Source organism: Methanofollis formosanus (assembly GCF_019633745.1).
Classification (GTDB): domain Archaea; phylum Halobacteriota; class Methanomicrobia; order Methanomicrobiales; family Methanofollaceae; genus Methanofollis; species Methanofollis formosanus.
Genome location: NZ_CP037968.1, coordinates 746,396 through 759,746 on the forward strand (window position 1 = coordinate 746,396; position 13,351 = coordinate 759,746).

Consider the following 13,351-nt stretch of genomic DNA (forward strand, 5'->3'; position numbering starts at 1 on the left):
ACGGGGAACGGCACGGTTTAGTGTGCTCTCTCCCGTCCTGCTCCTATCTTTGGGGTCATGAAAACAGAACGGCGTGATGATCAGCCATGCCGTCCCCCCCGTCATCGAATCTTTCCTGCCATTTCGCGAGGAGATAGTGCGGGGGACGTCGACAAAGATCGACCGCCCCCCGTCCGTGGTCTATCTTCGGGGTCATGAATACGGGACAGTGTAACGATCAGACCATGATGCCGTCCCCCCTTTCCATGAACTGTTTTGCCGTTTCACGAAAAGGAGAAGACGGGGACGGCACCACGCGTGATCCTGTTGAATGATGATCGCCTCTTACCGCCCCACCCCAATCTCCGGGGTCATGAAAACAGAATGGCGTGATGATCAGAACAGCCGTCCCACCCTCATGAACTGTTCTGCCTTTTCGCGAGAAGAGAGAGTGGGGACGGCACGAACGCGTGAACCCGCTGAAGAGTGATTGATCCTTTCCCGTTCCAGTTCTATCTTCGGGGTCACGACGACAGAACAGCGTGATGATCCAACCATGCCGTCCCTCATTACCGGATCTGTTCTGTTATTTCGGCTTTGTAGAAAGCCTCTTGATGAATATCTCTGCGGGGGGCTCGCCGCCCCCCGCTCCCCCCGCGCGAAGATAGGCGGGTGAAGGCAGTACGCTTTTCATGGCCATCGATTTACCTTCCCGACTCTATCGCCATCCCGGGGGTCCGGGCGGCACTCGCCTCCGGCGAGAAGATGGGGGAAGGCGGGTGAATCACGCTCGCACCCGGAAAAGGTGAGGGTTTACCATGAAAATGATCCTGACGATCGATCAGGACGGCTTGTATGATGATTTCTCCTCACCAGGATCATTCATACCTGAGATACAAAGTACAGAAACTCCCTCAGAATGATCGGCTGCCCTTCAATCGCAGAACCTTCACCGTCGGTTCGCGCCGGGGGGAGACCCCCCGGACCCCCCACGACGAAGATAGCCAAGGGGCGGCAGCAAGCTCTTGAAAGACACCGTAATTCAGAAACGTCTCCCCCTCACATAACAAGGCCGGAGAGTTTAGGGATGACCTCCTGGATAAAGTGAGTTCTCTACAGAGCCGATTTTCAGTTCAATTCCGAGGCGCGACAGTCCCTCAGACCATCACAAGCCAGGCCGTGTACACCACCGCCTGCGCAATACCGAGCGGAACACCAGGACGCATGAACGCGCCAAAACTCAGGGTGACCCCGCGACGTTCCGCGCCCTGCACGATGATGATGTTGCTCGCCGCCCCGAGGATGGTGAGGTTTCCGGCGATGGTGCTCCCGGCCGCAAGGGCAAGCAGGGTTTCTGGGCCTGCCCCGGCCTGTTCGAGGAGAGGGAGGGCAAGGGCAACGAAGGGGACGTTGGAGATGACCTGACTGGCGATCATCCCGGTCGCGATGACGGCAGGGACGCCGAGGGCCGCAGGACTCCCCCACCCCGGCGCCCCCTCAAGGACGCCGCTCTCCCGTACCCCCTCCATCACGACGAACATGGCGGCAAAGAAGACGAGCGTCGGCCAGTCCACGCTACGGAGGAGAACGGTCCGCCGCCCGGAAAGAAGGAAGGGTACGGCGGCCGATGCCGCGACGGCGGCGAGCGGTATCGCGGCCCCAGGAAAGATCTGGGGGAAGAAGGTCCTGACCGCCAGGAGGAGCACGACGGTCAGGAGAGAGAGGCGGACCAGGCCGACAAGCACACGGTCTTCGGCGGCCGATACTGCGGCCCGGCCGCATGGCCTTCCCCATTCGTCTCTGGCGGTAGCGTAGAGGACGGCACAGACCAGGACCAGAGCGATTGCGGTCGGCGGAGCGAGCGCGGTGAAGAACTGGACGAAGGGTTCGGAAAAACCACCGTGTACCGCCACCAGCAGGTTCTGGGGGTTCCCGACCGGACTGGCGGCACTCCCGGTTGTTATCCCAAAGGCGAGAGCGAGCAGGAGGAGGTGCGGCCTGATCCCGGTATGCCTGGCATAGCCAAGAAGAAGCGGGGTGCCGATGACGGCAATCGTGTCGTTGGTGAGAACCGCAGCGCCGACCGCAGCCAGAACGACGACAAGCGTCACCAGCGCCCCGGTCGTCCCGGCCCTGCCGAGAAGTTTCCCGGCGAAGGCGGCAAGCCATCCGCTCTCCTCCAGGGCGGCGCCCAGCAGCAGGACCGAGAAGAGAACGATCATCACCTCCAGGTCGATGGCCGTGATCGCCGCAACAGGGGTCACGGCACCGGCGAGGAGCATGGCGACGGCTCCTCCAACCATGATCTGCCAGATCGCCGGAGGCGAGGGGAGCACCTGCCTGAAGGCGATGAGGAGAAAGACCACCAGCGCGATGACGAGGGCGATATCCGTGCCGATTATGTACGCGCTCAAAGGGGATCTCTTTTCCCATGGACTCTCTCAGAGAGGGATGCCGAGGAAAGAGAAGACACCGATCATCTTCAGCCCGAGGAAGACGGTGAGCGCAACGAAGGCGTATTTCAGGAACTGCTGGGGGACGTGGTGGGCCATGACGGCCCCGACCTGGGCGGCCGGAATGCTCGCCGCCGCAAGGACCGCTGCCTGGAGGAGGTCGACATAGCCGACGGCGGTGGGTGGCAGGCCAGGGACTCCGAGGCCGTTGAGCATGTACGAGACGATTCCTCCGCTCGCGGTGAAGATCATCACGACCATCGAGGTGGCGACGGCATGGCGCATCCCGAAGTGCATGACCACCACCAGGATCGGGACGAGGAGGACACCACCACCGATCCCGCTGAGCCCGGAGACCAGACCGACGGGCAGGCCCCAGAGGAGGCAGGTGCGGGTGCTAACCAGGGGTGCCCCGCCCGCTTCTCCTTCAGGGGAAGAGAGATAAGTGCGGGCGCCCGCAGCAATGACGATGAGCCCGAAGAAGATCTCGAGAGGCGCGGCCGGGAGATGTGTCGCGATGAACGCCCCGACGACGGCGCCCGTCAGACTGGAGAGACCAAGGAGGACACCGGCACGCCAGACGACCGCACCCTTCCGGTGGTGGCCGAGGGCCCCGCTCACCACCGTGGGGAGGATGACCGCCAGACTTGTCCCGAATGAGAGTCTGAGCGCGAGGTCTTCAGGGATGCCGAGCGATAAAAAAAGACTGAACTGTATCGGGACCATGATGAACCCCCCGCCGACGCCGAGGAGTCCGGAGAGCACTCCGACAAGGAGGCCGGTACCGGCAAGAACCAGAAGATAGATGAGGTCGGTCATGGTCTATGCGCGTTCCTGATAGGTTGCTATTTCTTCTTTTCGGGCGGTCGCACCATCGTGGCGGGACCGATAAATTTCCTGAAGGAGATAGGGACACAGAATAGATGAAATCTTTTGCGGGGCGGAGAGGCTGATGAACCGCCTGAAAACGGTGCCGAGGGCCGGGAACCGGGCTGCCCGGGCGTCAGGTCTGAGGCTGCAGAAAGTGTTGTGTAACTCCGAACCAATATATAAAGCTTGTTGAGCACCCGCGGGCCGGATCCTGGAACCGGAGATCCCGGCAATCTGACCGGCCCCTGGCATGGACACGTTCATTCAGAAAAGATCCCCGGATCTTTCGATCTCGCTCCCGCCCTCTGAAATGAGAGATCATTCCGCTCCCGTCACCCGACCAGGAGGTGCAGAAAACATTTAAATACCAGATCCCCGATAGGAGTCCTTTGCCCCAGAGACACTATGAAGTGCGTAAGTGGGGGGACGCGCTTCATCTCGATGACGGGGTGTCGGAAAGTAAGGAGAAGTACAGGCTTGCCGGGCCTGCCAGGCCGTCCCCATTCAGGGGCGGGATGGACGTGACTCCATCGTACATCGTTGCACTGGCGGACGGCAACATGCTGGTTGCCGGAGTTCATCACAGCACAGCCACACTGGTGTGCAGGATATAGCAGGTGGAGGCCCTTTTCACCATACCTCCTATCCTGTTGGCAGGAAGGGCTGCGGTCCATTTCTGGGGGGGCGTGGACCCGCCCACCTCCTGCCGTCTCTGCCCAACCTCACCTGACTTCAACTTTTTTCTCATCCGCCGCCGACCGGCGGGAAGAGCGATATCACGTCTTTGTCGGCGATACGGGTCTCGAGACCGTCCTCAAAATGGATGTTTCTCCCGTTCCTGAGGATATTGACATGGTCCAGGAGGACACCGGGTGCCTCGAACATCGCATCCCTGAGAGGGGGACGCTCCTTGATGAGCAGGTCAAGGAGAGCAGCGACAGTCGTGCCCTCAGCCACTTCCATCTCACGCTCGTTCTCAAGGATATTTCTGAACGTTGCAAAGGACTTTATTTTGATTCTCATTTTCCGGACCTCAGTTTCTCTATTTCTTCTTTTCCTTCAACCTTCAGGACAAAGGTGCCGTGGCACGGCTTGGTATACGGGAAGATCACAAAGTTCCCGTCCACGCCGATGGGTATCGGCGGCACCCCGATGAGGGCCAGGTCGAATATCTTGTACCCCGGCTGTACCTCATAGACTTCTCGGTAATGCTTCTTGATAAATGCGCGGTACTCCTTGAACGAGCAATGTCGAAGGAGCACCTCATAGTTGAGGGCCTCTACACATCCCATTTCATCACCCTGTCGATCGCCTTCTTCAGCGGCATGGGGTTGTGGACTGCCGGGGCGACCACCGTCTCGCAGTCGAAGTCGATGAGCGATGCGAGGGCTTCCGCCTCCTTGCCGAAGACCACCGCGACCACCCGCCCGGCCGAGACCACACTCACCGTGCCGGCATAACTGACCCCGCTCTCACGGTGTACCAGCACAAAGGAGAGGTCATAGTCCCGTTCATCCGTCGAGATCTCTTCGATGCATCTCTCGAGGTCGAGCATCTCACCGATATAGTGATGCTCAGGATCGGCCATCGCAAGGAGCTGCCGTGCGGACGGGTTGCCGGCGACCACCGGCGCATACCCCGACCGCCTGAGACCGTGCGCCAGGTGGACGGCAAGACTCACCTGCGCAGGGGCCTCCGGACACCCCAGGATGATCAGACCTTCCTTTCTTTTTTCATCCGATATTTCCATTTTTCACTCCATCAACCCTGCAACCCGCTCCGGATGGGTGTAGACGGTGAATCGGTCCCCCCTCGAGAAGCAGATGAGGGTGATCCCGGCCTCTTCTGCGGCCGCGATCCCGCGGTCGGTCGAGGCCGCCCGCGAGATGACGATCGGGATCCCGGCATGCGCGGCCTTGGCCACCATCCCGACCGGTTGCCGGCCCGTGCACCCGATGACACAGCGCGACCGGTCGAGACCGCCGAGCACGGCACGGCCGATCACCTTGTCGACGGTGTTGTGCCGACCGACATCGCAGGCCTTCGCTACAAGTTCGCCGCCGCAGAAGAGAACCGAACAGTGAAGACCTCCGGTCCGGCGCCAGTCGTCCGACTCGATGGCGGCGGTCATCCGGTAGATATCGTCGACGCCGACCTGCAGATCGGAGGTAACGCGAGGCAACGGACGGAGAAAGGATGCTCCCCCAGAGGACCCGACGACCTCTTCGCCGCGGGGACGGAGAGCGGCCGTAACCCTGATCTCCCTGTCTTGCACCTCGACCCCTTCGACATGCCCGGCAAGCCCCTCTGCAACGACAAAACCCGCTCCAAGCTCCTCAAGTTGCTCGGCCGAGGCGACCATCCCGGTGACCGGCATGCCGTTCACCTGAAGACGATACCGCCGTTCGGCACAGACCTCGTCAACGATCTCGTTCGCCTTCCCCCCCCTGACCTGGATACACCGACATTTATAGAGATCCATCATATCATTCCTGTGCGGATGCATTCAAGGATCCTGACGTTGACACGTTCCCAACCATTATATGATATCCCCATTAACAATTGTTAATCATAACGCTCCGAATTTATGGATTGTGATTCTATGAAGCTCCCGTGTGAGACTGGCGTCTGGCTGATCCTCCCGTCTATCCGGGCATGTCTTGTGCAGGAACTGATCACAAAAGGGCTGCCCCAGAAGCAGGTTGCCCAGATGCTCGGGATCACGCCGGCATCGGTCTCCCAGTACGCCTCCAAAAAGCGCGGCTGCAAGATCGAACTCGGCACCGAGGTGATCGGTTCTATCAGAATACTCGCCGACGATATGGTGGCCGATCGAGTCGGACATATGGGCCTGCGGATGTGCGACATCTGCATGCAGGTGCGCTCCGGCGGCCTGATCGAAGATGACGGGAGTCCGTGCGCCCGCACCATGTTCTGCAACATCTCCCCGCACCACGTCACTGACGACCACCCCTGAATACACCCTGTTTTCCCTCTTCTCCGGGGTGCCGATCCCTCGCCCCGGAAAGGGGTGCGAACTTAATTATCCTTGCCACGCGATAACTAGGACGATGTACTCGCAGAGACTGGAGAACCTTCCACCATACCTCTTTGCCAGGATCGACGCACTAAAAGCTCAGAAAAGGAGCGAAGGCGTTGACGTCATCGACCTGGGCGTCGGCGACCCCGACCTCGCGACGCCGGACCATATCGTCGAGGCGATGGTCAGGGCGGTCAAGGATCCCGAGAACCACCACTACCCTGCCTACGACGGGATGCTTCCTTTCAAGGAGGCGGTCGCGACGTGGTACAGGAACCGCTTCTCGGTCTCCCTGGAGCCGGGCAATGAAGTCGTCGCCCTGATGGGCTCAAAGGACGGCATCGCCCACATTCCTGAGGCGTTCGTCAATCCCGGCGACTATGTCCTGGCCACCGACCCGGGCTACCCGGTCTACAAGACCTCGACGCTCTTTGCCGAGGGGAAGACGCATCTGCTGCCCCTGCGCGCAGAGAACGCGTTCCTGCCGGTCCTCGACGATATTCCGGCGGACGTCCTGAAGCGGGCAAAGCTCCTCTTCTTCAACTACCCGAACAACCCGACGGCCGCGACCGCACCCATGTCCTTCTTCGACGAGGTCGTGGAGTTCGCCCGCGAGCATGACCTCGTCGTCGTCCACGACAACGCCTACTCCGAGATCACCTTCGACGGCTACAAAGCCCCCTCCTTCCTGGAGGCGGACGGGGCAAAGGAGGTCGGGGTCGAGATGCATTCCCTCTCCAAGACCTACAACATGACCGGATGGCGGATCGGGATGGCGGTCGGCAGCCCTGAGGTGCTCTCCGGGTTGACGCGGGTCAAGTCCAATGTCGATTCAGGGGTCTTCGACGCCGTGCAGCACGCCGGGATCGCCGCGCTCACCGGTTCCCAGCAGTGCGTCGCCGACGCCTGCGCCGTGTACCAGGAGCGGCGGGACGCCCTGGTGAAGGGGTTGCGTGAGGTCGGGTTTGATGTCCAGGCCCCGAAGGCGACCTTCTATGTCTGGATGCCGGTCGACGACTGCATGACGGCGGCGGCAAAGTTCCTGAACGATGCCGGGATCGTCGTTACGCCGGGAGTTGGGTTTGGCGAGAGCGGCGAAGGTTACGTGCGTTTCGCCATCACCAGGTCGGTGGAACGGATCGAGGAAGCCGTCGAGCGGATCGGGAGGGTGGCCCTGTGAAACTCCCGTCCCACCTCACCGTCGAGGGCGGTCACCTCCATATCGGCGGCCGCGATATCGTCGACCTCGCCGAAACCTACGGCACGCCGCTGTATGTCACCGACCTCGACCGCATCGTCGGGAATTTTAAACGGTTCACCTCGGCCCTCACCGCCCACTACCCCGCGGTCCAGGTGCTCTTCGCGGCCAAGGCGAACGGCAACCTGGCGGTCATGCGGGCGCTTGCCGAGCAGGGTGCGGGCGCCGACGTCTTCTCGTCGGGCGAACTCGAACTCGCTCTGCAGGCCGGCATGCAACCAGACCGCCTTCTCTTCAACGGGAGTTCCAAGAGCCCGGCCGACCTCGCCCTCGCCGTCGAGACGGGCGTGCGGGTCTCGGTCGACTCCATCGACGAACTCCGTCAGCTCGAGGCGGCGGCCGCCGAGGCCGGGAAGAGCGTCGAGATCGCCTTCAGGGTCAACCCGGCCCTTGAGGTGCCGACCCACCCGAAGATCGCCACCGGCCTGAAGACGAGCAAGTTTGGGATCCCGGCAGAAGAGATCGTCGGGGCCTATGCCGAGGCGCTGGCCTGCGAGCATATCGACCCGGCCGGGATCCACTGCCACATCGGCTCCCAGATCCTGGAGGTCGAACCCTTTGCACGGGCGGCCGCCGTGATGGTCGAGGTCGCAAAGGAGGTCACCAATCTCGGCGCCGAGATCAGGTTCCTGGATGTGGGCGGGGGTCTCGGGATCCCGTACCACCACGACACCGACGCGGCCCCGACTCCCGAGGAATACGCCGCCGCCGTGATGCCGGTCTTCCTGCAGGGGATCAGGGACGCGGGGATCGACCCGGCCCTCTGGGTGGAGCCAGGCCGCTGGCTTGTCGGCGACTCCTCGGTCCTCGTTGCACGGGTCAACTCGGTGAAACGGGCGCACCGCACCTTCGTGAACGTCGACGCGGGCTTCAACCTCCTGGTGAGGCCGGCGATGTACGACTCGTACCACGAGGTCGTCGTCGCGAACAAGGCCGACCGACCGGCCGACGGCACCTATACGATCGCCGGACCGATCTGCGAGACCGGCGACCTGCTGGCCCAGGACCGCGACCTCCCCGCGCCCGAGGCCGGGGACCTCGTCGCCGTCCTGGACGCCGGGGCCTACGGGTTTGCGATGTCCTCGCAGTACAACAGCCGCCCGCGCTGCGCCGAGGTGGCGGTGCGCGGCGGGAAGCACGCCCTGATGCGTCGCGCCGAGGACCTCGGCGACGTCACCGCCGCGATGCAGGAGCCTGCCTGGCAGGACTGAGGAGCGTCGCGAGTGCACTTCCACTACGCCCTCGTCGACGACCTTATCAACCGTGAGGAATTCGAACAGCGGGTCCAGAAGCGGGTCCACGATTCGGGAGGGCTGCTCGACGAGAACGCCGCGGCCCTTCTGGTCGTCGGCGACTGCGGGCGGCAACATCTGAGGATCGCCGATATCCGCCCCGGCCCCTCTCTTTTCTCGTTCTTCGGCAGGGTGCTCAGGGTCGGTGAGCCCGAGGAGTTCTCCCGTGCCGACGGCGACCTGGGCGTGCGCGCCACCCTTCTCCTCGGCGACGCCACCGGCAGGGTGGAGGTCGTGCTCTGGGACGAGAAGGCCGGGGCGGTGGAGGAGGTCGAGGAAGGAGAGGTACTCGAGGTGATCGGCCGGCTCTCGGGGAGGAGCGGGTGGAGCCTCTCGGCCATGGCCCTCAGAAAGTCCAGCGTCTCCATCGAGTGCCCCCTCGACACCGAGCGGAGTTGCACCTCGCCGGTCGGGACCGGCGACCTGGTGGTGAGGGTGCTGGCCATCGAGGATCAGAAGACCTTCTCCAGGCGAGACGGGTCGGTGGGGACGATGGTCCCGGCAATGATCGGCGACGAGACCGGCACGGCCAGGCTTGTCTGCTGGGAAACCGAGATGCTCGCCAGGATCGCTCCCGGCGATTCGGTCAGGATCGTCGGCGCACGCCCGGGCGGCCGTGGCCGGGATGCGGGAACCGAGTTCAGCCTCGGCGATGGGGGAAGCATCGAACGGGTCGCCACCGAGGTGGCGGTCCGGTTCACGAGAGCAGAGGAGGTGCGGCCAGGCCAGACGATCTCGGTGGCCGGGAAGGTCACGGCGGTACAGCCGCCGCACGGGTTTACGACCAGGAACGGGGAACGGTCGTGGGTGCGCAACCTCGAGATCGCCGACGATTCGGGAACGATAAAACTCGTCCTCTGGGGCGACCAGGCCCTTGCAGACCTCAGTCAGGGCGACGAGGTGACGGTCTATCATGCCCGCGCTCAGGAAGGACGGTACGGGGGGGTCGAGGTCTCGGTCGGGCGCGGGAGTCTGCTCGTCCTCCCACAGGCGCGGGAGAACGAGGTCTCCTTCGAGGGGACGGTCGTCCCCTCTCCGCTCGGGACGACGCTCGACAACGGGCACGAGACCTTCCTCCTATCCTGCGACCTCCTCCCCGGCCAGGAGGTGCGGGTGGACGGAGTTCTGAAAGGACGGTTGATCACCCCCTTCGCGATCGAACCGGCCGGGATCAGTCGCTCGTCCCTGGAGCACCGCCTGGAAAACATCTCTGAGCAGATTGCAAAAGTACCCAGGATCTGAATCGCCTCCTGCTCTTTTTTTGACCGGGGCATGAACCTCTGGCTCAAGCATACGGGATGAATATTTCTCGTCGTTTGCACTCTCTCTATTCAAGACAGGAGAATCTGGGGGGATCGTGTTCCATCGCCGCCCCCACCTATCTTCGTCGTGGGGGTCCGGGGGTTTCCCCCGGCGCGAGATTGTAGGAGAGATTTGGCGATTCGGGGCGGCTGATCCATCAGAGGAATTTTTTATCCTCTGCATATCGGCTTCAATGTGATATGGCAAGTTCAAACTCTCATGCAAACCTGAAGAGAGGATCGTCAGGATCATTTTCATGGTAAATCATCTTGATGGTTCTCTTCGCCGGGGGACTGGCCGCCCCCCGGTCCCCCTGCATCACGATAGGGGGGTGGACTGTAACCCCCTCTCTGTGGTCATCTCTCCGCCTTCCCGACTCTATCTTCATCCCGGGGGTCCGGGGGCAGCGCCCCCGGTACAAGCATGAGGGAAGGCGATGGATGAAGGTCATAGGGGGTCGTGGTGATGAAATGAGGATGTTTTCTACAGAGCCGATAATTGACCGACCCCCCGTCCTGCTCCAATCTCCGGGGTCATGCTGACAGGAAAGGTATGATGATCAAAACGTGCCGTCTCCTTTTACCGGATCTGTTCTGCCATCTCGCGTGAAGATAGGGCGGGGACGGCACGCGGTGGTGTGCCCCTCTGCTGTTCTGCTCTAAAAGAAGTGATCGGTTTTCTGGCGTGGCCGGCCCGATTCTATCTTCGGGGTTTGGGATGCGGGACGGTGTCCCTGCAGGTATGGGTGTGGGAAGGAGATGAGGGAGTCAGAGATACCCGTCCCACCGCACCAGGTCTGTTCTGCCGCCTCGCGTGAGGATAGGACGGGGGACGGCATCACGCGCGTTCCCGCTGAATCATGATCGGCGCTCTTCCGTTCAGGGTTTATCTCCGGGGTTGAGACGAGAAAAAACGTGCGACGATCAGGTGTGCCGCCCCGTATCGTAGGATCTCTCCCGCGATTTCACGAGATGATAAAGCGGGGGCGGTAGGGTGCGTGATCCTGATGAAGGAAGGACAGTCATCTCCCATCTCGGTTCTATCCTCGGGTTCATGAAAACAGGACGGCGTGATGATCCAGACAGGCCGTCCCCTATCGTACGATCTGTTCTGCCGTCTCGCGAAAGGAGAGAGCGGGGACGGCACGGGGCTGGTGCGCTTCTCTGCTGAAAGGAATGATCGACCCTTTCCTGTCCAGTTCCAGTCTTCGGAGTCATGAAAGCGGGACGGCGTGATGATCAGAACATGCCATCCCCCTTCACATGAACTGTTCTGCCTTTTCGTGAGAAGATAGGACGGGGGACGGCGTCACATGCGATCTCGCTGAGTGATGATCGCCACTCTTCCGTTCTCCACCTATCTTCGTGGTCATGACAACAGGACAGCGTCATGATAATCTGCGCCGTCCCCCTCATCACTGAATCTTTTCCGGCATCTCGCGAAAAGATTGGACAGGGGACGGCATCACATGCGATCCCGCCGAGTGATGATCGCCACTCTTCCGTCCTCCACTTATCTTCGTGGTCATGACAACAGGACAGCGTCATGATAATCCGCGCCGTCCCCCTCATCACTGAATCTTTTCCGGCATCTCGCGAAAAGATTAGACAGGAGACGGCGTCATGCCATCCCCTCATCATCGAATCTGTCCTGCCTTCTCGCGAGAAGATGGGACAGGGGACGGCACGAAGCGCATGATCCCGCTGAGAGTGGATCGGTGCTCTTCTGTGCAGGTTCTATCTCCGGGGTCATGACAGCGGGGACAGCGTGGTGATCCGAACATGCCGCCCTCATCGTCGAATCTGTTCTGCCGTCTCGCGTAAGGATAGGGCGGGGGGCGGAGCCCCCGGCGTGAGCATGAGGGAAGGCGATGGATTCAGTTCATAGGGGGTTGAGGTGATGAAAAGAGAATGTTTTCTACAGAGCCGATTTTCGATAGTGTCCCCGCGCGACCCTCAGGGAGAGAAACAAGACGCATGAGAAGAGAGGGCACCGACCTCCCGCGCACCCGCGCGTTCACTTTCACCCCGCGCACGGGAAGGTGACTAATGAGAAGGTACGAAAATGATATGTGTGCCCGGAGACCACCATCTCGCGTGTATTTTCCCGGCTTTCCGCACCTCTTCTGCTGGTGTGAGACCCCATATCTAACGGAGTGAAAGAAATCATGTCCTCTGGTTCACTGGATCTTGAAGACCTCCCTGGTGTCGGCCCGACCACGGCCGACAAACTGAGGGAAGCAGGTTATGCAACGGTTGAGAGCATCGCCACGGCTTCGCCCGCCGACCTCGCCGAAGCGGCGGAGATCGGGGAGTCGAGCGCGAAGAAAGTCATCAAGGCTGCCCGCGAGCTCGCCGACATCGGCGGGTTCAAGACCGGGATCGCTGTTCTGGAAGACCGAAAAGAGGTCAAGAAACTCAAGACCTTCGTCCCTGAGTTCGACGAACTCCTCGGCGGCGGACTCGAGACCAAGTCTATCTCCGAAGTCTACGGCGAGTTCGGTTCAGGCAAGAGTCAGATCGCCCACCAGATGGCGGTCAATGCCTATCTCGCTGAGGAGTTCGGGGGCCTGGGTGGATCGTGCGTCTATATCGATACCGAGAACACCTTCCGTCCCGAACGTATCGAGCAGATGGTCCGGGGCCTTGAAGTGGAAGGATACGACGTGCCGCCCTTTGAGGAGTTCCTCGAACATATCCATGTGGCGAAAGGCTACACCTCGGACCACCAGATGCTCCTGGTCGAGAGTGCGCGCGACCTCGCAAACGAACTGAAGGAGACCGAGTACCCGGTCAGACTCATCGTCGTCGACTCCCTCACCGCTCACTTCAGGGCCGAATATGCAGGCAGGGGCACCCTCTCGGTGCGGCAGCAGAAACTGAACCGCCACATGTACGACCTGGCCAAACTGGCCGAGGAGCACAATGCCGTGGTCCTGGTGACCAACCAGGTCCAGTCCAACCCCGGCGTCTTCTTCGGCGACCCGACCAAACCGATCGGCGGGAACATCGTCGGCCATGCCGCGAAGTTCAGACTGTACCTCCGCAAGAGCAAGGGCGGCCGTCGGATCGCGAAACTGGTGGACAGCCCGAACCTGCCCGAGGGCGAGGCGGCATTCGTCGTCGAAGAAGGCGGGCTCAAGCCCTGAAGGTGGTCG

Annotated in this window: 11 protein-coding genes; 5 read left to right on the forward strand and 6 right to left on the reverse strand. The window is 61.5% G+C overall.

The features are described from left to right. Positions 1–1,136: 1,136 nt before the first annotated feature. From E2N92_RS03285 to fdhD, 6 genes are all read right to left on the reverse strand, one after another. On the reverse strand, positions 1,137–2,393 hold the full coding sequence (locus tag E2N92_RS03285) for an SLC13 family permease (protein WP_246589295.1): 1,257 nt from the start codon (positions 2,391–2,393) through the stop codon (positions 1,137–1,139). A 27-nt stretch (positions 2,394–2,420) separates the two neighbouring features. Continuing rightward, entirely contained in the window at positions 2,421–3,251 is an 831-nt protein-coding gene (locus E2N92_RS03290; protein WP_220682275.1) for a sulfite exporter TauE/SafE family protein, read from the reverse strand. A gap of 795 nt (positions 3,252–4,046) precedes the next feature. Then, positions 4,047–4,325 carry a ubiquitin-like small modifier protein 1 gene (locus E2N92_RS03295; protein WP_220682276.1) on the reverse strand — a complete coding sequence of 93 codons (279 nt, stop codon included), beginning with the start codon at positions 4,323–4,325 and terminating at the stop codon, positions 4,047–4,049. Then, entirely contained in the window at positions 4,322–4,594 is a 273-nt protein-coding gene (locus E2N92_RS03300; RefSeq protein WP_220682277.1) for a DUF1894 domain-containing protein, read from the reverse strand. The genes E2N92_RS03295 and E2N92_RS03300 overlap by 4 nt, the downstream gene beginning before the upstream one ends. Further along, positions 4,582–5,052, reverse strand: a complete 471-nt coding sequence (locus tag E2N92_RS03305; RefSeq protein WP_220682278.1) for a DUF1890 domain-containing protein — start codon at positions 5,050–5,052, stop codon at positions 4,582–4,584. The genes E2N92_RS03300 and E2N92_RS03305 overlap by 13 nt, the downstream gene beginning before the upstream one ends. A gap of 3 nt (positions 5,053–5,055) precedes the next feature. Next, positions 5,056–5,784, reverse strand: coding sequence for a formate dehydrogenase accessory sulfurtransferase FdhD (gene fdhD, locus E2N92_RS03310; RefSeq protein ID WP_220682279.1), 729 nt, complete (start codon positions 5,782–5,784; stop codon positions 5,056–5,058). Between the two features lie 120 nt (positions 5,785–5,904). Here fdhD and E2N92_RS03315 point away from each other — a divergent pair, with 120 nt between their 5' ends. The 5 genes from E2N92_RS03315 to radA all read left to right on the forward strand — a co-directional run bounded on the left by E2N92_RS03315 (position 5,905) and on the right by radA (position 13,342). After that, complete coding sequence (locus E2N92_RS03315; protein WP_220682280.1) at positions 5,905–6,279, forward strand: transcriptional regulator; 375 nt, start codon at positions 5,905–5,907, stop codon at positions 6,277–6,279. Positions 6,280–6,373: 94 nt separating this feature from the next. Beyond that, positions 6,374–7,522 carry an LL-diaminopimelate aminotransferase gene (locus tag E2N92_RS03320; protein ID WP_220682281.1) on the forward strand — a complete coding sequence of 383 codons (1,149 nt, stop codon included), beginning with the start codon at positions 6,374–6,376 and terminating at the stop codon, positions 7,520–7,522. Continuing rightward, positions 7,519–8,811 carry a diaminopimelate decarboxylase gene (gene lysA, locus E2N92_RS03325; protein ID WP_220682282.1) on the forward strand — a complete coding sequence of 431 codons (1,293 nt, stop codon included), beginning with the start codon at positions 7,519–7,521 and terminating at the stop codon, positions 8,809–8,811. The genes E2N92_RS03320 and lysA overlap by 4 nt, the downstream gene beginning before the upstream one ends. 12 nt (positions 8,812–8,823) lie before the next feature. Next, positions 8,824–10,134, forward strand: a complete 1,311-nt coding sequence (locus E2N92_RS03330; protein WP_220682283.1) for an OB-fold nucleic acid binding domain-containing protein — start codon at positions 8,824–8,826, stop codon at positions 10,132–10,134. A 2,227-nt stretch (positions 10,135–12,361) separates the two neighbouring features. After that, positions 12,362–13,342 (forward strand): DNA repair and recombination protein RadA, encoded by a 981-nt coding sequence (gene radA, locus E2N92_RS03335; RefSeq protein ID WP_220682284.1) that lies wholly within the window; start codon positions 12,362–12,364, stop codon positions 13,340–13,342. Positions 13,343–13,351: the final 9 nt, after the last annotated feature.